Origin of the sequence: Neptunomonas japonica DSM 18939, assembly GCF_000422765.1 — a bacterium.
GTDB lineage: Bacteria > Pseudomonadota > Gammaproteobacteria > Pseudomonadales > Balneatricaceae > Neptunomonas > Neptunomonas japonica.
On record NZ_AUGR01000014.1, the window covers coordinates 45,838 to 67,578 of the forward strand.

A 21,741-nucleotide genomic window follows, 5' to 3' on the forward strand; every position below is an offset into this window, starting at 1 on the left:
CCTAGCATATACTGATTTCTGGGCTTATAACAAACTCGAAGAACAGACGAATAAAATGTTATTCAGCAGGCTGGAGCCAGAGGCATACCTCTCTGCTAAACCTCATTACTGCTCTCTAGCGTCAACTGAATGAAGTCTCTAATGCCTGGTAAAGCACTGCGATTTTTTTGCCAAACCACATGCTCTAACACATGCTCAGAAGCCTCAGTAACGGCGACTGTACATAGGCGATCATCTGGACGAATATCTTGCTCTAGCGCAAACCCGATACCCAACCCGTAAGCAACGGCTTCGCACATATCAAGGCGTCCATCGACCGTCACATTAGCGCTAACATTAACGTTAGAACGATAAAACAGATCATTTAGTAACTGCTGGGTACAGGCTTCTGGTTTATAAAAAATCAATGGCTCGCCCGCTAACTGCACCACACTAAGGCTCGTTTGCGTCGCTAAAGGATGGTTAGACTTCACAATAGCCATAAGGCGATGGGATGAATAAGCAAACCGAGAGAGCCCTGGTTCCAACTCGTCCGAAGGAAAAAGACCAATATCCACTTCGCGGTTAAGCACCATTTTTTTACAATGCAGTGTAGTAACCGAGGTTATTTTTAAAGTTACCTCGGGGAAGCGCTGATTAAACTGTGCGATTAATGGCATAAACACTAATGGCGATGCAGTCGCCACACGTAATGTCATTTTACCCGGTGTCGTTTCAGGATTAGCCAGTGCCTCTATCGCACCTTGTAAATCACTGTACTGACATGTGATTTGATAAAGGCGCTTCCCTAGCTCCGTCGGCCTCAAGCCACGGCTAAAACGCTCAAGCAAAGGAGCTTCAAAGCGCGATTCTAACTTGCGAATTTGCGCTGTAATCGCCGGTTGGCTAACGGACAACTGCTGTGCTGCCCGCGTAAAATTCCCACATTGAATTGCCGCATTGTAAGCACGCACTTCTGCTAATGAATAATCCATACAAGCGCCTTAACAGCGTAACTCTTCAGTGTGCGATTTTATTGAAGCCTTTGTTATGTGCCCCCTTATAGGCCCTCTTATTAAAGGCTCCTGCTGAACTGCAACTACCTCTGTAGATTCCAGCAAGCGCTCAACCTGCGGTTGCGGCGGCTCTAACAATGGAATAGAAGCGATTAGCTTTTGAGTATACGGCTGCTCAGGTTTAAGGAATATCTTCCGGACTGTACCTTGCTCAACCAAAGAGCCATCCTTCATGACACACACCCAATCACATAAGTTAGCGATTACGCTAAGATCATGCGAGATAAACAAAATGGTGAGACCTAGCTCGGCCCTTAGCTCTTTTAATAACGCGAGGATTTCGGCCTGAATTGAAACATCCAGTGCTGCCACTGACTCATCAGCCACAATAAATTTTGGTTTACACACCAGTGCCCGAGCAATGCTAATCCGTTGTCTTTGCCCGCCGGAAAAGGCATGCGGAAAACGCCGTAAGTGTTCGACTTCAATATGGCAGCGCTTAGCTATCTCTATTACACGCTGGTCGGTTTCTTCTCGGCTGGAGGTTAAGTTCATAGCCTCTAACGGTTCTGCGATAATATCCCGAATCGTCATTCTTGGATTTAGCGAGCTGTGAGGGTCTTGGAACACCATCTGTGCAGTTTTAGATAAACGTTTACGTTTGAGACGTTTGTTTGCTCCAAAATGTACTTTCTTTTTAGTACCGTGATACTTAACACTTCCCTCACTAATTGGCGCAGCTCCCAACAGCGCCTTACCCAAAGAGGTCTTACCCGAACCACTCTCGCCCACCAAACCAATAATTTGCCCTTCAGGCAGGTTCAACGAGATATTTTTTACCGCCGTGAACATCTCTTGTTTACGACTATTTCCTGCCACGGGGTAGCTGACTGAGAGATCGTTAATACTCAAGAGTGCCTGCGGCTTCTTCTTTGGTGCTTCAGGTAAGTTATCTAAATTCGGTAAAGCGGCTAGCAAGCGCTGGGTATAATGATGCACAGGCTTAAATAGCACTTGATCGGCATTGCCCGCCTCCACTACTTCGCCTTTACGCATTACCGTTACGTTATCGGCAATTTTAGAAATAACGCCCAAGTCATGTGTAATAAATAGCATTGCCATGCCCATCTGCTCACGCAACTCTAGCATTAGCTCCAACACTTGCGCCTGAATCGTCACATCCAAAGCAGTGGTTGGCTCATCTGCAATCAGTAGCTTAGGCTTTGTTGATAACGCCATAGCAATCATGGCGCGTTGCCGCATCCCCCCTGATAATTCAAACACGTACTGATCGAACCGTCGGGCAGGATCAACAATACCAACGCGATCAAACAAGGCTATGCCTTCTCGGCGAGCCTGTTCACGGCTGTAACCCAAGTGAATTTGCATGGTTTCTACGATCTGATCACCCAAGCGAATCGCCGGAGCAAAGCTGGCCATAGGTTCTTGGAATATCATTGAAACCATATCACCACGCACTTTGCGTAAATCACGGCCGCGCAGCTTTAGAATATCAATATCATTGTTGTCGTGGCGAAGTCGTAACTGGCTCTGCGGCTGAATAATGGCGTTACCCGGCAGTAGCTGCATAATACTTTTTGCGGTGATCGACTTACCCGAACCACTTTCGCCAACCAGCCCCATCACCTCACCCGGGCGAATACTAAGGCTAATATTTTCAACGGCATGCACTAAGCCTTCGTCGGTATTGAAGTCGATACTTAGATCACGAATTTCAAGCAGGTTAGTGTGCATGCTTTTATTAATCATCATTTATTTCTTCTCCGAATAAGGGTCTGCAGCATCACGCAGAGCGTCGCCAACAAAAACAAATGCCATAATTAACACCACAAAAATGAGTACTGGAAAAAACTGCCAGATCATATTTTGCTGGATATCTGGGTCTTGAGCTTTTTGCAGTAAAACCCCCAGACTATTAACCGGCTCAGTTAAGCCTAACCCCAAGAAGCTAAGGCTGGTTTCTGCCAAGATGACGTAAGGAAAGTTGATCAAGGTATCGACGATAATATAGCTCGTGAAACTCGGTATTAGATGGCGCCAGATGATCCGCCAGCTACTGGAGCCACAAAGTTGCGCCGCTAATACATAGTCCTGATTACGCTCAGTTAGAATATGTGTGCGCAAACGCCGCCCTAACGTAGCAAAATCTAACGCACCAATAACCACCGCAATCGCAAAGTAACGCTGCACAGCGGTAAGATCCATACTTGATAAGGCAACGGCACACGCTAGGTAAACAGGGATCGATGGGATAACGCGAACCGCTTCAGTGAAGCTCATTAGCACAGCATCAACTCGCCCGCCAAAATAACCACTGACACCACCTACCAATAGGGATGTAAACAGCTTAACGACCAAAGCAACCACGGCAATACTCACCGTTACCCACACTGCATGTAAGGTACGGCTAAAGACATCTTTGCCATCTTCGTCCGTGCCCATTAGGTGGATATCGCCCTGTTCCACACCAAACAAGTGCCGATCCCATCGAAGGTCTAAATCTAAACCCGCCATACTGAAATCAATCAGGCTGTATTCCCACCCTTTAACAAAGAACTGCACGTAACGTCGTTTATCTCTATCGACGTTATATTTGTTCTGCGAGGAGGAGCTCAGCGCACCGCTGGAGGTCAGTGCATCAAGGGCATCCAAACCGCCACTAGCCGCTAATGCTTTAAAATCAATTTTTGGTTTGTTTTTGCTATATGTGTAGGTAAATGGACGTAAAGAAATACCCTGCTCATCCCAAAAGAAAAAGGCTTGAGGCGCTCCTCTTCGATACTCCGCATCTGCTCCACGAATGGTAGGGTCTACCGGAGAGAAAAACGGTGCAAAGAAACCCATCATAACGATAGATACCAATATCCAACCCGCGACGACTCCACTGGCCTTGCGCGTAAAGCGTGCTTTGATCAGCGCTAACTGGCCAGCGGTATAGTAAGACTCATCTTGCGATGTTTTAGTTTTTTGCCCAAAGCGGGCCAATACACTGCTCATCATAATCTATCCAAGTACACTCTTACGGACTCGCGGATCGATCGCCGCCAGAACAATATCAGTAATAAAATTCATTGAGATAACAACCAGAGCCACCAAAAAGAGAATCGCTGCGGCCATCTCCTGATCATTCGTCATGGCCAGTGCTTCAATCAATAATGCGGCTGAGTCAGTAAGGCCGATAACCACCGCTACAATGGGTAGGTCATTAAACACTCGCTGAAAATCGAAACCGATACTATTAAACAACGGGCTAATTGAGTGACGCACCGGGTAACCCGCCCATAAGCTCATACCATGTACACCGCGAGCACGGGCAGCATCGACATAAAGCTTATTGGATTCATCGACGACTAAAGCGCGCACCGTTTGTAACTGTAGAGCGGTAGCGGCCCAGCCAATCACAAAAATAGGTAGCCAGATATGGCTCAAAAAATCAGTTAACTTAGCGTATTGAAAGCCACTCTCACCAAACCAAGGCTCATTACTCCATTGATCTGAGAACAACCCCGTAGGTACGGGTTCACCTGCGAATACGTAAAGCAAAATAATGCTCAACGCTAATAAGAAATTAGGTAATGCCAACCCCAGATAACTGATAACCCGTAACTTAAGATCCAGTAATTTGTTAAAGCTCAAACCAAGGGAGTTAATTAGGCGTTGTTTTTGGCTATGCTGCGGGTTTGAATCTAGCCACGGTTTATTGATCATATAGGCCGAGAGAATGCCAAAAGGAACTGCTATTAGATAAGCAAACACTAAACCGGCAATACAAAACCCAAAGCTCATCCAGAAGCGATCACCCAGCGCTATATTCACTGACTGGCGCTTAGCACAACTAAAACCAAGATCACCTCTTAATGTAAGATCGGTAATCCAACTACTCCAGCGAACCACTAAGGAGCGGTCCAACCCCATACGTGATCTTTCAGCAGCAATATCGGCTTGCGTGATAATTTCACCCTGAGTGTTTTTGTAAGCAATGTACTTTTCAGCACAATCACCGGGTAAAACTTCCATCAGTGAAAAAACAATACCGCTCACAATCAGTAGCGTCATTAACGCCAGCAGGTAACGGTTAAGCACATAATGAAAGTACTGGCTGCTACGACTACGAAAAAACAAAAACCCAGCCACACTGAGTAGAACCCACAACAACCAGGTGTTAGTAAAAAAATCGGCAATCACAACCGGACTCCATAAACAGAACTTGTTAACCCTATGCCACTGATAACCTTGGTCTTTAGGGCATACCCCTGGAATGGGGTTAGCAAACTCGGATAACTAAAATAGTCTCACTCACTAAAAGGGAGAGGCAACGCCCCTCCCTTTTCTAACCTTTGAAATAATTAGTTATTAGCCATATCTTCGTTACCTAAGAACCACTGAGTAGCAAGGTATGGGTACATACGATAGAACTCATATGAAGACGTTTTAGGTACGGCAAAGTTACCCAAAGAGCGGCTACGATAAACCGGAGAAACTGCTTTAACCGTACCGATAATGAACAGGTCATCAACCACACGCTGAGCAATCTCTGTACCTAGCTCGTTTGACTCCGGCGTACCTGCTTTGAGTGTTACAAAACGAGCAGCCAACTTCTGCATCTGTGCGACGGTTGCTGGCGGCGCTACACCTTCAGCACCATTAGTATCAAGGAACTGTGACCACAGCATGCCCGTACGCAAGTCGAAGAAACCACCGTAAGGAGGAACCAGCGTTTCGGTGTTACTGGCAATATTTGATAACGGACGCCCCATTACCCAGCTAAGCACACTTAGGTCGTTAGCTGTTTGCGAGTTACGGTATTCATCAGAAGTCACTTCTTTGATGGTGGTTTTCACACCAACATCTGTCCAGTTATTGGCAATGATTTCGACCAGTTCAGTCGGCGTGCCCTGAGTTGCATATTGAATGTTTAACTCAAGTTTTTTACCTGAAGGAAGATCACGTACACCGTCGTTGTCTTTATCAATAACACCGGCTTTATCCAACAGTTTAGCTGCCATTTTTGGATCAAACTGCGTCCAGCTTTTCTGTAATTCGTCAGTAACAAATGGCGTGGTATCCGCATCAAAACCGGTGTACTGCATGGGTTTACCCAAACCGAAGTAAGCCACTTCGTTAATCTGGTCACGGTTCATCGCTACCGACATAGCACGGCGGAAATTAATATTGTTAAATACCGCGCGCTTCTCTTCATCTTTATCGGTCAGGTTGAAAGCAAATGTTGTCTGAGCGATTGTCGGGCGTAGTGCAATCTCGTACTTGCCCTGCCCCTTGTTTTCTAGCAATACAGGGGTCTGCGGTAAGTTAACGGCCTGCGCTTTATAATCCACTTCGCCAGCAATGAGCTTAGCGGTTTGAATATCTTCATCACCGATGAAAACTTCTTTGATCTCGTTAATATAAGGCAGTTGGTTACCCGCCGTATCAACTTGGAAGAAGTATGGGTTAGCCACTAATCGGCGCCCTTCCAATGACTCTTCCACAACCAAATGAGACTCCAGAGATGGCATAATTGCCGTTAAACCGGCTTTAACTAAGCGCTCAGAAGCCGCTTTGTCTTTTAACAGAGGCGTTGGGATATCTTTCCAATCAGACTGGCCATAGTAGAAGTTAATAACGGCATAACCATTATCAAAACCTAATTCTTGGGCTTTTTTATCAGCGTCTTTATTCAACTCAGGGTGGAACTGGGCTAACAAATGCTTAGGCTGGAACGGTTGCGCGTAGTCTTGAGCAAAGTTATCCAAAAAGCCCGGTGCAGGTTTGTTCATAGTGAACTGCACGGTTGTTTCATCTAGTACATCAACTTTTATCGCTTTACCCGCAGATAAGAAACGATCTTTTGGCTTCTCGATAATATTGCTATCCATCAGCATGTTGTTGTACCAAAAAGCAATATCTTCGGCTGTGAAAGGGCTACCATCTGACCACTTATGGCCTTTACGCAGATTAACCTTAAGTACTGTAAAATCGTTGTTCCATTTCCAAGACTTAGCCACGTTTGGCACGACCGTTGCCAAATCATCACTAAAACGTACTAAATTCACATGGCGAACCGACAACAGATCAGAGGTACCCGACTCTGTCGCTTTAGAAATACCATCCAGCACACCACCATACAGGCCAATGCTCTGATACGGCGCAATCACCAATGGCTCTTCTGGTAAACGCTTAGCGAGCGAAAGTAGCTCTACATTACCCGCTATACGGCTGTTAAGTGCCTTTATAACTGGGTTCTCATTAAAGTTCATCTGGCAGCCATGTAGGCTTTCAAATTCTGCTTTTTCGAATATATGAGGGTAAGTTCCACCTGCATCAGCACCGACTACAGCCGGACACGCCGCTACTGCATTACCTGAGATAAGTGCTACTGCACTGGCGATCAGAAATTTAGACATGGGTTACTTCCTGAATGGTTGAGTGTTGAACGGATTGGTCATTAAATGAATCACTAGGTCGAAACGCCGACCAGTTAACGACTGGCCAATTGCGCTGTGTTGCTATCTGCAAGAGTTGTTTGTCTGGGTTGGTTGCAATCGGGTGTTCAACCAGCGCTAACAAGGGAAGATCATTAATAGAGTCACTGTAGAACTGAGCACCCTCTAAGGTTTCATCATGCTCGACTAACCAACTATTAAGCCGAGTCACCTTGCCCTTTCTAAAGGTTGGAACACCCTCAATCTTACCCGTGTAAAAGCCCTGTTCACTTGCTAAACGAATGGCTAAAACATCTGATACACCCAAAAAGCGCGCAACCGCATTAACAATAAACTCAGCGGTTGCCGAGACAATCAGTAAGCGATTGCCCAACGCTGCTTGGCTCTCTAGAACTTGATATGCTTCAGAATAAATACGCGGAGCAATACATTGCTCAACAAAGCGCGGCATCATCTCGTTGATGGTAGCAATACTTAAATGGCGCAGTGGCTCAATAAAAAAACTGATGTAATCATCTAACACGAGTGCTTCTGCGTTATACAAAGCCATCATCTGCTGATCACGTTCTACAAACTCACTATCCACCAAGCCTTCAGTTAACATAAACTCACAAAACAGCGAGCAGCTATCTCCTGCTACTAGCGTTTCATCTAGGTCAAAAATAGCTAACGCCATTATGCTGCTCCTTTATAAGAGAGCTGTTCACATAACAAACCATTCGCTACCGGCTTTTGGTGATTTTGTATTCCTAAAAGATCACACACCACACCGCAAATTTCAGTTTGCTTAGGAGAGCCCTCTGCCTGATGGGAGAAGCGCTCGCCGATAACAAACAAAGGAATATCACGTTCTTCGGGCAGGGTTCCGCCATGGCTTTTATCACTGTTCATACCATGATCAGCAGTAATCAAAATCTGATAACCCGCCGCTATCCACTCAGGTAGGTGATAAGACAGTGACATATCAGAATGGCGAGCAGTATTACGATAGTGCGCGCTATCAAAACCAGAGCGATGCCCCGCATCATCAATATTCATCGGGTGGACTAACAGAAAATCTGGATCGTATTTACGGCGTAGCCATTCAGCATCGAGGTACAGATGGCTATCGGGATAATGGTCTTGGTGATAGAAGCAGCCGTATTGAATCAGCTGCTCAGGCGCTTCGGTATAACGGTCCCTGGCCGCATCATAAGGAGCGCAGTTATAGAGCTCACTAAACCAATGATAAGCTGCGGCTGCTGTCGTTAAACTGTTCTCACGCGCTAAACTAAACACACTCGTTTGAGTAGAATTTCGCACGACATGGTTATGCACAATGCCGCTTTCAATAGGCAAAGTGCCCGTTAGGATAGTCTCGTACAACGGCCGGGACATCGACGGAAGCTCACATTGCAATTTATACAATGTTGCCTTGCCCTGCTCTTTTAACGCATGCAAAAAACCCATGCACTGTGCAGCCGTGCTGTACTCAAGCCCATCAAGAACGACCAGTATTACTTTATCAGACATATCTTTCCGCCAGATCAGTTACCGGTACTGTCATACCGGTAAATCATTATTCAAATCATTGGCGAAAAGCATAAACAGGGAATATGAACAAACTAAGACAACTAAAAGATATTTTTATGACAGCCCTTCATTAAGAATTTGATACATAACTATTAGTTATATTTTGTAACAATCAAGAAGCGGTAAACATACGAGGCTATAGCCCTTACTCATAACAAGTTAAATGCCGTCTCACTCATGTGAAACGGCACCTGATTTAGAGTGGAATAAACATTAAAAACAGGTTCAACTCAAAAAACATACCCATAAAGATATCCAGAGCTGATCGCCATAGTAATAATCACCGTTAAAAAAGCGGCAATCATCTGGTTCTTAAAGATGGACTTCAACAAGATTACTTCAGTAAGGCTCGCGCCTGCGCTGCCTATAATAAGAGCCATCACAGCACCTAAGCTCATCCCCTTAGCGGCTAAAGCAGCGCTTAATGGAATGACAGCTTCGGCCCGAATATATAAAGGAATACCAATGATTGCCGCAACAGGTACAGCAAAAGGGTTGTCATCACTGGCCATAACAGACACAAACTCAGTCGGCATAAAACCATATATCAGAGAACCTAAGGCAATACCTCCCATTAGATACGGTAAGACTTTCTTAAAATCAGCCCAGGTTACATGCCAAATAGATTTCCACTTATTAACGGATGCTTGCTCCCCACAAACACTGCCACACCCTGTTGCTTTAGGTTCAATATAAGCCTCAGCTTTAATAAAGCGCTCAAACCCAAGCTTTTCTAGACTATAACCGGCAATCACAGAAACGCCCATGGCCATTACAAAGTAGAACACGGTGACCTGCAGACCGAAGGTCACAGCAAATAAGCCAATGATGATGGGGTTTAATAAAGGGCTGGCGAACAAAAACACCATCATGGTGCCGAACCCGGCTTTAGCTCGTAATAACCCTTTCAAGAAAGGGATTGTTGAACATGAACAAAAAGGAGTGATAGCCCCTAATAAACCGGCAATAACGTACCCCTTACCATTCTTGCCGCTCAATATTGCCTGTATCTTGGCAGGAGGGATGTATTCTTGTAGTACACCGACCATGTAGCTTATTAATAAAAAAAGTATTGTCAGCTCGACTGCCAGAAAGGCAAACATACCTAGGCTTTCTTGCACCATTTCAAAGGTAATATTCATTGCTTTAGATCTCTATATTTCTAGAATAGTCGAAATATAAAAGATATGAACTTTACTATCAACATATTTCTAGTAATATGGAAATATATTTTATAAGAGACCACTATATGAATATTGACCAGGCAGCAAAAGCGCTAAAAGAATTAGGCCACCCCACTCGTCTGGCCGTTTATAGGCAGCTGATTAAATCTGGAAGAAAAGGTATTGCTGTTGGCGAAGTACAAGAAAAGCTGGAGATACCCGGATCAACACTTTCACACCACTTGAAAGGCTTGGAATCAGCGGGTTTAATCACCCAACGCAGAGAAGGCCGAACCCTGTTTTGTGTTGCTCAATATGAACAGCTAAATTCGGTTATCGGCTTTTTACAGGCAGAGTGCTGTGTGGATGAAGATATTTAAATTGCTGTAGTTTGTTATCTGTTTTTAAAACCACTGCTCGAACCTAATTATTCCATGCCAAAATCCGGTTGAGCCAATAAAAGCACCCGCTCCCCAGATAGCGAGATATTTATTGGTGGCAAACCACAATAAAGCGGCCGTTGGAACAGCAAAAAAAGCAGCCGCTAACTGGCCCATAAGGAAGCCTGTGAGCGGACCTGCAGAGCGGTCATTCCGTTGATACTTTCTCATTACTTTTCATCCTGATCTTCAGTCAATTTTCGCCTTGCCATCAAACAACACAGCTAGTCTATTCAACTCAATTATCTCGATGTTATTCTCTTGAGCATAATTGTATGCAGAGGCTGAGACTTCACCCAGCGTCAAATAAAGGTAACCTCTTGCCTCAATTGCTTCACCAGCTGCCACTAACCGTTTCAACGGTTCTATTCCCGTATTCGCCGCTTTAAATCGCTTACTGCACAACAACAGTTTTTGGTGACCACGGACGAATTCTAAATCAGCATCATTACCTTTAAACGTACTCGACTGATAACCACTTTTTATATAGTTAACCGCTATTTTTTCAGAGATGCTCACCGCCGACATTTTTCTCGCTTGTTCAGAGACTTCCAACACTCTTTTTTGTGAAGGTTGCTGCCATTGCTTAAACCCAGCGTAGCCACCTATTAAAAAAAACGGCATAGGAACGATGATGCTCAAAATCACATATTTAGCATCTGTCACGGCCAAAATGATCAATATAAAGAGCAGACCAATGAGTACGCTATACCACCAAGGGGATCGCAATAACACTGCGAACAACGACCCTTTAGCCATCTTAAACTTCATAAATTAATCACCTGTTAAAATACTGTTGCTCGTTTGATAAAGCAGAGAATATAGAGCTTAACTATACGAACGTATACTACTATTCTTTTTAACTAAACACGCAGGGTGTTCAGCTACACACATCCTTCGCATAAAAGCTCTGGCCTCAAAAATCTTAGAGCGAACCTCATCAATATCGATACCACCTAGAGTCACTTCTGCTGTGCGATAGCCTTCGAAATAGTTCATTGTCATTACGTAACTCTTAACGCCTAGCTTACGGAGCCTTGTTGCTGGTTCTTGTTAACTCTTATTAAGAGTTCTAATATTTTCTTCATCCCAAAACTGATTAAATAATTTAGGAAATTCTTGTTGTAGCTTAATTTCAGAAGGCCATTCATCATCAATATCTGGATCATCAAAATAGACATAATTTTGTTCTAGCTCTTCGATATCGCCAGCCCATGACTCTTCGCAAACAAACAACAGACCTTCACCGGTAACTTCTTCTACTGGATCTTCAACGTTAATATAATTCGTAATTGAATCTGGGTCTTTAAGAGTTTCATAGAATCTTTTCTTTCCCTGAAGAATCACCCAATTTCGAAAGTCTTCAAATACATCATCAGATATAAAACTGATCAATACAAAACTAGCCTTAAGCATCCGCCAAGTATATCCCTTACATAAAAGCTCTATATGGATATTTGCAAACGCTACTAAAACTTCTTTTGGCTCGCCTGTAAGCCGTTCAATTATGTTTTCACATTGCTCATCAGGTGAGCAGCTATCCGGCGAACCAGAAGACTCTATAATCTCCCAAAAATCATCTTCACTCACGTTATATCCTCAAGAGAGTTAACGCCCAAAGCACGCACCAAGTACCGGAGCTTTGTTTTTGTGCGAGTATCTCTTCGCACAAAAGCGAAGTGGAGAGTATTTGGTCGCAGTGACTTTGCTTGTTAAGTTTTTACCCACTGATTTACGTAAACACCTACCCCAAGACGAAGGCAATCACCTAGCTCTTTAGGCTCAACACCACAGTATATAGACTGAACAATCATTGTGTGATTTTCATCACCAGAGAATGCTAGCTCATACCCGTGACCATTCCAGACATCACCTATTTGCCGAGCTTGTGCGATGGTTTTCCCTACAAATTGCTCAAATGGTTGATGCATACAAATAATGTAGCCGTCTTGATTGGTTATCTCTGGTAGATCAGGACACTCATGAACACCAAGATATTCCCCGCCAACTTCACCTTGTAGCGCAAACACTCCATTCGAAGTGCCGAGGTAAACTACGTTAAATTCTGGATCTATTACATTGATCAAGACGGTATTCAAGACTGCTCCTTCCAGCTTGGGAAGGAGCTTGCTCGATTCTTTGGTATAACCTTCGTAATCTTCGTGCATAGTCATGTTTTAAACTTAACAGCTTATTCAAGAGCCTATGGCTTACTATCACTTTGGCACCCTATTTGGGTTTCAAGCAAAAGCACCATAAGCATTAATTTATTGAAATTCAAAGAGATAGGATGGTTTAAACAAACGTGGTTTTTATAAAAAAGAGCCAATCCTTTGCCCAATACATTCAATCCCTATCCTCAGATAATAGTTCGTTCATTATAAATATCAATAACTTAACTCTTCATTTCTTTGTTCAAGAGAAAAGGGTCTCGTTATTTGGGTCAAATTGGGTAGTTTTTAGTGACCACAAAAAGATGCCTTTGCTATTTAATGTTCTGCTTGAAAGGCAAAGTTCATGCGTTATCGGAAACCTGCTCCCTGCCCCACAAGCCATTGCAGCACCTGCCTTTGTTGCTGCTCATTTAATTGCATAGCTAAGCATTGTTCTTGTATGACGGCTAATTCATCAGGGCTACTTTGATAGGCCAGTACGATAGGTGCAAGCGGAACGCCATTAAGGTGCCACACACCTAATGGCTGGTCTGGCGAGGTGACTACATCTACTGCCTCAATCAAACCCTGATTAACCACTGGCAATGTTTTTACGCGTAACTGGGTTATATCAGGCTGTTGGTGCATTGGTTGTTTATCTGGCCATTGGGCACGCGCTTCCCAAAAAGGCTGTTCCTGCCATTGCTCTTCCATGGCATAAAAGTCGCGCCCTATACGAGCAAAACGAAAGAATAGTTCCGTTATACGTAATTGGTGAAACCGCTGCGCTAACAGCGCTTTTTCAGGTTCACGTAGCAGTGTATTGATCACAGCAGGCGCTTGTAGAGATGACGACAGTGCTTGGAAAATACCATTACCGGATAGTGGATCAACAGCCATGGCTGCATCACCAACTCTGATCCAGTTATCACCTACGGCTTCTTGGCATAATATAGGTGTGCTGGTACGCGCATGTATCTCACCCGTTGAGGTCGCATTAGCGAGGTAAGGTTGTGCTTGCTCTAAGGTGTTTAGTTTTTCAATGCAAAACTCAGCTAAACGGGATTTCTCAGGCAGTATTGATGAGGCCACATCAAACGTTAGCTGTAAGTAGCGTCTGCCTTTTTCATCCGCTGCCATCCATGCCCAGCCATCTTCAAAGCTTTGTACCGCCGACTGGCGCTCTCCCGGTTCACCTTCCCAGTACTGTAAAATTGAAACCGTTTCAGCGCCACGTAAGCGCTTAAGTTTAGCTGCGGGAGCGGCTCTACCTCGGGCTTCTACTAAAAAGTCGGCATTTAGCTGTATGCTTTGCCCTGACGAATCAACACTGACTTTATGCCCTGCGGGTGTAGATGCTACCTCTCCTGCACGGCCTTGGATAACGTGAATACCTTGCATCGCAAGATCCATTAATATGGCCGAATCAAATGCCGCACGATTAATCAAGCGCTCGGTATTGGCTTGGCTGGTAACACCATTCCAGGTAACAAAACGTGCCGATGCGGGCGGGAGTTTTTCTAATGCATGGCTAAAACCAGCACCACGCAAGCCATCTACAACACGCTCAGAAACACCTTCCATCGCACAAAAAGGGCGTGGTTCCCCCACTATGGTGATGTTTGTATAACCCAGTTTTTTTAAACCTAGGGCAACCGCACCACCGGCAGGCCCTGCACCAAGAATAACAATGGAAGTAGCTTCTACCGCTGTCATATCAACATAACTCCTAATGAATAAGGGTATTTTAAATTAACCTGCGTTCTGGGCCTTTATAACTCGCTTGCTGTTGCAGGGCTTTAATAACAGTCTCTGAACTGGCATCCGGTAAAGCCTGCAATAATCGAGTAATGTGGCCTGTCATATGTGCGCATCCAAGGCTCGCCCCTGCTGTTTGCTGTTGCTGGTCAAAGCCTAAAACATGCCCGCCAAAATCGGCATACTGGGTATTAAGCCATGATATCTCATCCAAAGCACAGCGCGCATCTCCGGTCATTCGTATCACGCCATCATAGGCTGAAGGGTATACCGGCTCGCCTCTGGCTGGCGATGATGCACACAAAATAACACCTGCTGATAACGCTTTATTAACCGCTTCTTTTAAAACGGGGCGATCATCGCGTAAGCCTAAACTCAAATTTATCACGCGTACCTGTTGGCTCACTAACCAATCAATCGCCGCCGCAACCTGTGCTGCTGTGGTTGTATTACGTTGATTAAACACCTGTGCTGCATAAAAAAGCGCTTCTGGGGCATGGTGATGAATAATATCTAATAACCGCGATCCATGGTTGATTGGATCTTCACTGGGCTCATCCATCCACAGTGCACCTTCGTGCAGTATAAATGCCGCGCCATCTTCAACCCAATCTTGTTGGTCCACACGAAACCCGCTATCAACTATTCCTACTCGAATGCCTGCTTGCATTCCGCCATCAATAGGTTCGCTCATGCCGTGAGGCCCTCACCCGCAATTAGCTTTCCATTTTCCAGAGTTAAACGCTGTTCAGCACCAGCGAGCGTTGAAGCACGATGACTAATTAATATACGTGTACGGCCAGCAAACAGCTTATCTACAGCATCTATCACCTGAGCCTCAGTGGCTTCATCAACAGCCGCTGTAGCCTCGTCTAATACCAGAATAGTTGGGTTTTGTAGCAAGGCTCTGGCAATAGCTATACGTTGTCGCTGCCCGCCAGAAAGCTGCTGCCCTCTCTCTCCAATAATACTGTCGATGCCTTGTGGCAACTCAGCAATTAAGCTCTGTAACTGAGCCTGTTCAGCCGCCGCTTCAACTTGTTGCTCACTTGCTTGAGGGCTGGCATAACGGATGTTTTCACGTAATGAGCCTCTGAACAGAATAATATCTTGGCTCACTACCGCTATTGTTTTACGTAGCTCTAGCGGATTAATGGTACGAATATCAATACCGTCTAACAAAACACTGCCGGATTGGGGGTCGTAGTAGCGCTGCATTAGGTCGATTAATGTCGATTTTCCTACTCCCGATGGGCCACTGAGTGCCACCTTACTGCCTGCCGGTAAGCTGGCCGATGCGTCAGATAAAATCAGTTGCTCACGGCCAGGATAAGAGAAACTAAGGTTATTAAACTGTAGCTCCCCTTTAATGTTATCCGGTAGTGGTTTCCAATTAGCATCAAACGGGATTTCTGGCTGCTCTATTCGCAGCTCATTAACACGCCCTAGACTGACGCTCATTCGCTGAATCGCTACATATAAACCTAATAAGCTGTTTACCGGGCCAACAGCCATTCCTAAATAGGTAGAAAAAGCGATCAAAGAGCCTAATTGCCAGCTTCCTTCTATCACCCAGTAGCCACCGATTAAAAAAGCAGAAGCACGCGTTAGCGATGTTAACGTACCGGGTATCGCCTGAGTAAAGAACTCTGTCACCTGTAGTTTAAGCAAATCACTCAAATAATTTTCATTGAGGTTGCTCAGTCGTTCCCGCTCACGATGCTCTTGGCCTACCGACTGGATAAACTTCATGGCGGGTAGTGTTTCTACCAAAAAGCTCGACAAGTCAGCAGAACGCTCACGAATAGTACGTACTCTTACTTCAACCTTGCGGCGCATCCAACGTAACCACAACACCTCTAGCGGAATCATAATCACGACTAATAGCGACAGCTTCCACGATAATGCCAACAGCATGACAACAGAGCCGATCAAACCCAAAATACTGCTCACAGCAGAAAACATACTATCCACGGCAAAGCGCTGGATTTCGGCTACATCACCGTCAAGTCTTGAAAGAAGATCACCGATACGGCGTTTTCCATAAAAGGTAGGGGATAGTGTTTGTAAGTGATGGTAAAGATTATCGCGCAGTGCAAAAAGAATTCGACCGGATAAACGCGTGTGTAAATAGCGAGTCACACCCGATAACGCCGTACTAACAATACCCACCGAGATCATCAATAAAGCAACGCTCACTAGCGTGCCGTAATCTTTGGCAATCAAACCGTCATCGATTAGCGTTTTTGTTAACCAGGGTTGAAACAACACCATGCCTGATACAAATACCGACAATAACATTAAGCCCATAATTGCTCTGGTTTGGGGCTTAACAAAGGTATAAAGCCAGCGAAACGCCTCTTCTAAACGGTCGCCACCCTGACCATCAATTGCGGCGCTTAACCATTTGAACATGATATCTCCACTTTCTTGCAGATTTAAAGAGCCGTCTCATCACGCCAATACTGCGTTAAAATACAAAAGGGCTGTCATCAGACAGCCCTTTTTAAACTCGTCTAGTTCACCCAGACTTACTTCTAAAAGAAGGGGTTAACCCTATACTATATCCTAAACTGTACGCCCTACAATAAGCGCGCAATACGCAGATCAGAAGTCGTCATATCACCGGGTAACTGAATCGAGCCAATCTTCTCTAACGTATCAGGGTTATGTACCGAGATGTCGCTAGAAGTCCCGCCGATATAGATAGTACGATCACGATCCATATTGATGCTGTAGAAGGTATGATCCAGGTCTTTTACCGCGATGGTCTTCTTTTTGCTGATGTCGTGCTTAGATAGCTGATTGAACGAGCCATACAAAATATTGCTGTCAGCAGGGTCTGTAATCCAATTGAACACAATAAACTCAAATGGCACAGTTTCACGCTCATCCACTTCACCGGTAGCCACATCTATACGGCTCATGCCCCACCAGAACTCAGCTTTCTCCATGTCACCGGGCTCACCGTTCCACTTAATGGTGAAGTACGGCATGATGTATTCGCCTACATGCTCACCTTGAGTAAACATGGCAAAAGCATCCGGTGGTATCCAGTCAGCACCACGCGCCCAATTTTGCAAAGCACTCAGCACTCGGGTTTCACCGTTGGCAGGATTAATCGCTTTAATATCTGCACCGCCCAAAATCACTTCGCCATTTTTCATGGTCATGATTTTGGTAATACGACGGTCAACGGGGAAGGTACGTACCGATTTAGCATTGAGCCCATCTTCTGTATTAAACACCGCCAAGCGAGGCGCTAGTACTTCATAACGGTCATTTAGTTTGCGCGTCGGATTTTGTACTGTGTACAGCTCCTTACCATCGCCACTAATCGCTAAAGAAACGAAGGTTTTAACCCGCTCTCCGTTCTGAGATTGCTTAGCAGAGAACACCATTTTACAATCTGTAATATCAAAGCCGTAAACATCTTCTACTTTATTAGACAGCACATAAGCGATACGGCCATCTGGCGAAGGTAAAACGGCTCCAGCACCAAAAGTACCGGGTACATCACAACTACGTATTAGTTTTTTTGTTTCAGTATCAATGATATGCAACTGGTTAGGGCGGCTCATCGTCAATAGATATTCATGGCCACCGGCCTTCATTCCATTCACTTGTGCTGTTTCGCCTACTGCATAACCAGACAACAATACGGTACTACCTGCAGCACCTAGCAACGCTGCCGCTTTTAACATTTTTAAAAATTTCATCTGCGCCTCCGTTACTTCTGTTCTTCTGGAAAGATGCCGTCCAGCTTGCGCCAGTCTTCATTGGCCTTAGATACATCTTGTGACCAGTCTGGATACTGGCTAATCGTATCTGGCACCTGAGCAGGCCACCAGCAAGCATCAGCACAGCCATACAAATCAGATTCCATTGGCTGGCACAGTGATCCCAAACCACCAAAAGGGTCAACTTCCCAACCCGGATCATTCGTGGAAGTACAGCCCACCACAGACTGCATCGCTACAACGTCTTCAACTTCATCAGGTGACGTTGTTCGGTCGAGCATTTTCGCTTTCTTATTGAAAGATTTAAGGTGTTTCATTTAAGCACTCCTTCTTGGAGAGACATGGGCTTCAAAAAACCCTGGATTCTCTAGCATGATGCGCGTGTACGCTTCTACACCGAAGTCGACCCAATCTCGTAACAGGTCACAGTAGTGGTAAGAAGGTACGGTCGCATCACCGTATTTTGCGTAACTTTCGTGATAGCAACCGCCAGAACAAATATTGCGGATACGACAGGTTTCACAGCCTGTTTCAGTGCGATCTAGCCGGGTTTCAATAAACTCTGCTAATGCAGGCTTATCCAACCCTTCACTCACATCACCAAACAATGCTTGATCAGACCCGGTAAAGCGGTGACAAAGATTTACACCGCCCTGAGTATCGACTGCTAATAAACCAACACCAGCACCACAAGGCAGCTGTTTCTTATTGCCTTCATGAATATCAGTCATCAGCATATGCATATTGCCAAACCCCATATTCTTACCGTCAAGCGCGGCTGCCAGATACTTTTTACCTAAGCGTTTCATGCCTTCGAACACTTCAACCATCTCATCGCCAGTCAAGTTGAACGAGGATATGTCACCTGATGTTACGGGGCCAAAACCAACTTCAGTGAAACCTAGTTCGCTATACAGATGATCAAAAATTGCTTCAACATCGGTAATACCGCGAGTTAAGGTCACTCGACAACCCACAGGACGAGCGTTATAACGAGACAGCAGCATTTGTGCTTTCTTTTTAACGACCTCATAAGTGCCCTGACCACCGACAGTGATGCGGTTTTTATCGTGCATCGCTTTAGGTCCGTCCATCGAAATGGTCAAGCCAAAACGATGCTCGTTCAACCAGTCCACCAGCTTCTCATTGAGCAAGGTGGCATTGGTCGTCATAGTAAAACTGACATCGGCTTCTAAGCTGGCAAAGCGCTCTTCACAGTACGCCACAACATTGCGAATTAATGGCAGGTTGCTCAGTGGCTCACCACCAAAGAACACTACGTTATACTGGCGCTGATCAGGAGATTCTTTGAGCATCATCTCTACCGATTGCACGGCTGTTTCATAGCTCATCTTGTCACCCTTAGATGGGGTGGTCAGATCTTCTTTGTAACAGTAAGTACAGCTCAGGTTACAGCCTGTATTGGTGTTCAATACGATGGTGGTCAATGGGAACTGTGTCACCGGCTGCGGCTCGATATTTATCTGCGCCTTATTGGCAGCAACCATATCGGCATCCGCTACGATTTTAAGCGTCTTAAACTCTTCCAACGTATCGACAACATCAGCAGCACTAAAGCGGCCATCAAAGCGTTCTCGAAGTTGTGGGGCAGAAACCTCCTTCTGACCTGAGAATAGTTCGATCATCTCCCTACTCAAATCATCCAGTTCAAACAGGCCACTCGTAGGTACATGGAACAGCATGCGCCGCGCCTCTACATCTACCAGATGCAAGTTTGGTTTTACCAGCGTTAAAGATCCCATGTCAGCCTCGCTTCTTTTTATTGGTTATAGCTGTTATTGGCAGTCGATTTGTTTCAACAGTCGCTATCACTAGATCAATTACTGAATGGCTCGTTTGATAAAAGTAGGTACTGTTACCAACAGATGTGCTTCGCCTTCAACCTTGTTATCTCCATCAGCAACCTGAGCAATCACTTTCAGATTTCCCACGTTGTTTGTAGAGAATTTACGTTCAGGGTTCAGTCCCGCATCACCGGGGGTAAAGATACCGTTGCCATCAATTGTTCCTGCATATTTCAGGTCATTCTCATGATCAGCAACTTCATCAAATGGCAGTAGTGACCATTGAGCTGGCATGTAGCCCAAACGCATGTCATCTTCGGTGCCAGGCTTTCCATCACTACCCGCACTAAACGCTAAAGCGCGGTAAGTCGATTGCACTTTCGCTAACTTACCGCCGTTACCACCAATACGCGCTATGGACTCATTAGGTGTCACTTGAATGGTGGCAATGCTGTCATACACGGCTAATTGTGCGTTTGCTTTCGTTCCACCAACGGCAACATCACGTAAGCCAACAGAGGCACGGGTTGATGCTTTTGCCAAAACAACAACGCGGTCAGCGTCACGTGACAATACCTTCACAACCTGAACATCTTTACCCAAAGAAATATCACCTTTGAGGCCACTACCGATGATAGTGATTTCTTGCTGTCCACCTTGCTTAATGGCTGAAGGAGACAATGCAACAATGGCTTTACCATTCATCGCGTTGAGTTCACCACCGATCTCGTCATGCGCTGCTTGGTACATGCGGCCAGTTAGCGTAGTGCCGTCTTCTGAGGCTGCCATCACTTGGCGCATTTTCACACCATCAAGCGTTAAGCTTGCGCGCCACTCGTAACCAGAAAAGACCTTCGCTTGGCCACTTCCTTTCAGAGGACTACCGTCAGCATAATGACCGGTCATCACGAGCGAGAAGTTATCTTTAGATACTTTAGTAATGTTCAATGTAGCGCTGTAGTTACCCTTGCCAGCTATAAAGCCTGCAACACTCCAGCTTCCTGCTAGCTTTGGCTTCGACATCTGCTGCCATTTTTTCCAAGCCGGGTCATTAAAGGCATAGTCCGTTGCTAACTTAGGGGCAACATCGTTATAAGCAATGTCATACCAAGAGCGATCTCGTGCCAGCGCATGTAACTCAGTGGTGGGGTTGATCGCCATGTGAGTATTCACATGCAGCTTCCACTCATCTTCGGTACGACGCTGCAAACCAAAACGTGCATTAGAGTGGCAACGCGCACACATCTCGGCATAAGCAGGATCCACGTTCTCAACTACATTCGGCTTTTGCTCCAACACGTAACGGTGTGGTGCTGACTCAGAGGGAGCCAAACCTTGCGTATCAGACAGGTACTTAATCACAGCTCGCTCTTCATCTGACGAGATAACTAAACCGTTCAAGCGCTGCATGCGGTTAATGGTCATCTGCCAGCCTTCAGGCGTTTTACGCTGCTCGCTTATGCGTGAGTATGGTGTTTCAGGATTGCCTGTCTGGGTATGACACAGCAAACATTTTTCTTGTATAACACTCTCACCATCCACCGCTACAACCGCGCTGGAAAGACCCATAAAAGCTATAGCGCCACTAAAATATAGTGCTCGCTTCATCATTGGTTTTTTCAAGACTATCACTCCTGGCTTTCGGTGATAT

At 45.3% G+C, this 21,741-nt stretch carries 21 protein-coding genes; 1 reads left to right on the forward strand and 20 read right to left on the reverse strand.

From position 1 onward, the window contains the following. Positions 1-95: 95 nt before the first annotated feature. The 8 genes from G511_RS0109740 to G511_RS0109775 all read right to left on the reverse strand — a co-directional run bounded on the left by G511_RS0109740 (position 96) and on the right by G511_RS0109775 (position 10,173). The gene (locus G511_RS0109740) at positions 96-974 is read right to left on the reverse strand and encodes a LysR family transcriptional regulator (protein ID WP_028469465.1); all 879 of its coding nucleotides are present in this window, start codon (positions 972-974) and stop codon (positions 96-98) included. A 9-nt stretch (positions 975-983) separates the two neighbouring features. Beyond that, positions 984-2,768 (reverse strand): dipeptide ABC transporter ATP-binding protein, encoded by a 1,785-nt coding sequence (locus G511_RS22425; protein WP_084629066.1) that lies wholly within the window; start codon positions 2,766-2,768, stop codon positions 984-986. After that, positions 2,769-4,016, reverse strand: a complete 1,248-nt coding sequence (locus tag G511_RS0109750; RefSeq protein WP_036551804.1) for an ABC transporter permease — start codon at positions 4,014-4,016, stop codon at positions 2,769-2,771. It lies immediately after the preceding gene. Between the two features lie 3 nt (positions 4,017-4,019). Further along, positions 4,020-5,201 (reverse strand): ABC transporter permease, encoded by a 1,182-nt coding sequence (locus tag G511_RS0109755; RefSeq protein WP_028469467.1) that lies wholly within the window; start codon positions 5,199-5,201, stop codon positions 4,020-4,022. A gap of 161 nt (positions 5,202-5,362) precedes the next feature. Beyond that, on the reverse strand, positions 5,363-7,420 hold the full coding sequence (locus G511_RS0109760; RefSeq protein WP_028469468.1) for an ABC transporter substrate-binding protein: 2,058 nt from the start codon (positions 7,418-7,420) through the stop codon (positions 5,363-5,365). After that, complete coding sequence (locus tag G511_RS0109765; protein ID WP_028469469.1) at positions 7,413-8,135, reverse strand: HAD family hydrolase; 723 nt, start codon at positions 8,133-8,135, stop codon at positions 7,413-7,415. The genes G511_RS0109760 and G511_RS0109765 overlap by 8 nt, the downstream gene beginning before the upstream one ends. Further along, a complete protein-coding gene (locus G511_RS0109770; protein ID WP_028469470.1) occupies positions 8,135-8,971 on the reverse strand; it encodes an alkaline phosphatase family protein in 837 nt (278 codons plus the stop codon). Before G511_RS0109770 ends, G511_RS0109765 begins: the two co-directional genes overlap by 1 nt. A 290-nt stretch (positions 8,972-9,261) precedes the next feature. Next, the gene (locus tag G511_RS0109775; RefSeq protein WP_028469471.1) at positions 9,262-10,173 is read right to left on the reverse strand and encodes a permease; all 912 of its coding nucleotides are present in this window, start codon (positions 10,171-10,173) and stop codon (positions 9,262-9,264) included. A gap of 107 nt (positions 10,174-10,280) precedes the next feature. Between G511_RS0109775 and G511_RS0109780 the strand changes: the two genes are divergently transcribed. Next, the gene (locus G511_RS0109780; RefSeq protein ID WP_028469472.1) at positions 10,281-10,574 is read left to right on the forward strand and encodes an ArsR/SmtB family transcription factor; all 294 of its coding nucleotides are present in this window, start codon (positions 10,281-10,283) and stop codon (positions 10,572-10,574) included. 24 nt (positions 10,575-10,598) lie between these two features. On the opposite strand, the gene G511_RS22430 is transcribed toward G511_RS0109780, so the two are convergent. The 12 genes from G511_RS22430 to peaA all read right to left on the reverse strand — a co-directional run bounded on the left by G511_RS22430 (position 10,599) and on the right by peaA (position 21,722). Then, entirely contained in the window at positions 10,599-10,805 is a 207-nt protein-coding gene (locus tag G511_RS22430) for a hypothetical protein (protein ID WP_036551805.1), read from the reverse strand. Positions 10,806-10,823: 18 nt separating this feature from the next. Continuing rightward, the gene (locus G511_RS0109790) at positions 10,824-11,405 is read right to left on the reverse strand and encodes a restriction endonuclease (RefSeq protein WP_028469473.1); all 582 of its coding nucleotides are present in this window, start codon (positions 11,403-11,405) and stop codon (positions 10,824-10,826) included. A gap of 57 nt (positions 11,406-11,462) precedes the next feature. Beyond that, on the reverse strand, positions 11,463-11,639 hold the full coding sequence (locus G511_RS24355; RefSeq protein WP_156905191.1) for a hypothetical protein: 177 nt from the start codon (positions 11,637-11,639) through the stop codon (positions 11,463-11,465). 48 nt (positions 11,640-11,687) lie between these two features. After that, positions 11,688-12,224, reverse strand: coding sequence for a DUF4240 domain-containing protein (locus G511_RS0109800; RefSeq protein WP_028469474.1), 537 nt, complete (start codon positions 12,222-12,224; stop codon positions 11,688-11,690). 122 nt (positions 12,225-12,346) lie between these two features. Then, positions 12,347-12,808 (reverse strand): hypothetical protein, encoded by a 462-nt coding sequence (locus G511_RS0109805; RefSeq protein WP_028469475.1) that lies wholly within the window; start codon positions 12,806-12,808, stop codon positions 12,347-12,349. A 348-nt stretch (positions 12,809-13,156) separates the two neighbouring features. Further along, entirely contained in the window at positions 13,157-14,503 is a 1,347-nt protein-coding gene (gene qhpG / locus G511_RS0109810) for a flavin-dependent monooxygenase QhpG (RefSeq protein ID WP_028469476.1), read from the reverse strand. A 31-nt stretch (positions 14,504-14,534) separates the two neighbouring features. Further along, a complete protein-coding gene (gene qhpE, locus G511_RS0109815; RefSeq protein WP_245573898.1) occupies positions 14,535-15,239 on the reverse strand; it encodes a subtilisin-like serine protease QhpE in 705 nt (234 codons plus the stop codon). After that, complete coding sequence (locus tag G511_RS0109820) at positions 15,236-16,960, reverse strand: ABC transporter ATP-binding protein (protein WP_028469478.1); 1,725 nt, start codon at positions 16,958-16,960, stop codon at positions 15,236-15,238. Before G511_RS0109820 ends, qhpE begins: the two co-directional genes overlap by 4 nt. A gap of 167 nt (positions 16,961-17,127) precedes the next feature. Further along, entirely contained in the window at positions 17,128-18,264 is a 1,137-nt protein-coding gene (gene peaD, locus G511_RS0109825; RefSeq protein ID WP_028469479.1) for a quinohemoprotein amine dehydrogenase subunit beta, read from the reverse strand. A gap of 11 nt (positions 18,265-18,275) precedes the next feature. Next, complete coding sequence (gene qhpC / locus G511_RS0109830) at positions 18,276-18,602, reverse strand: quinohemoprotein amine dehydrogenase subunit gamma (RefSeq protein WP_028469480.1); 327 nt, start codon at positions 18,600-18,602, stop codon at positions 18,276-18,278. Then, positions 18,603-20,048, reverse strand: coding sequence for a quinohemoprotein amine dehydrogenase maturation protein (gene peaB, locus G511_RS0109835; protein WP_028469481.1), 1,446 nt, complete (start codon positions 20,046-20,048; stop codon positions 18,603-18,605). Positions 20,049-20,126: 78 nt separating this feature from the next. Continuing rightward, entirely contained in the window at positions 20,127-21,722 is a 1,596-nt protein-coding gene (gene peaA, locus G511_RS0109840; protein WP_425411396.1) for a quinohemoprotein amine dehydrogenase subunit alpha, read from the reverse strand. Positions 21,723-21,741 lie beyond the last annotated feature (19 nt).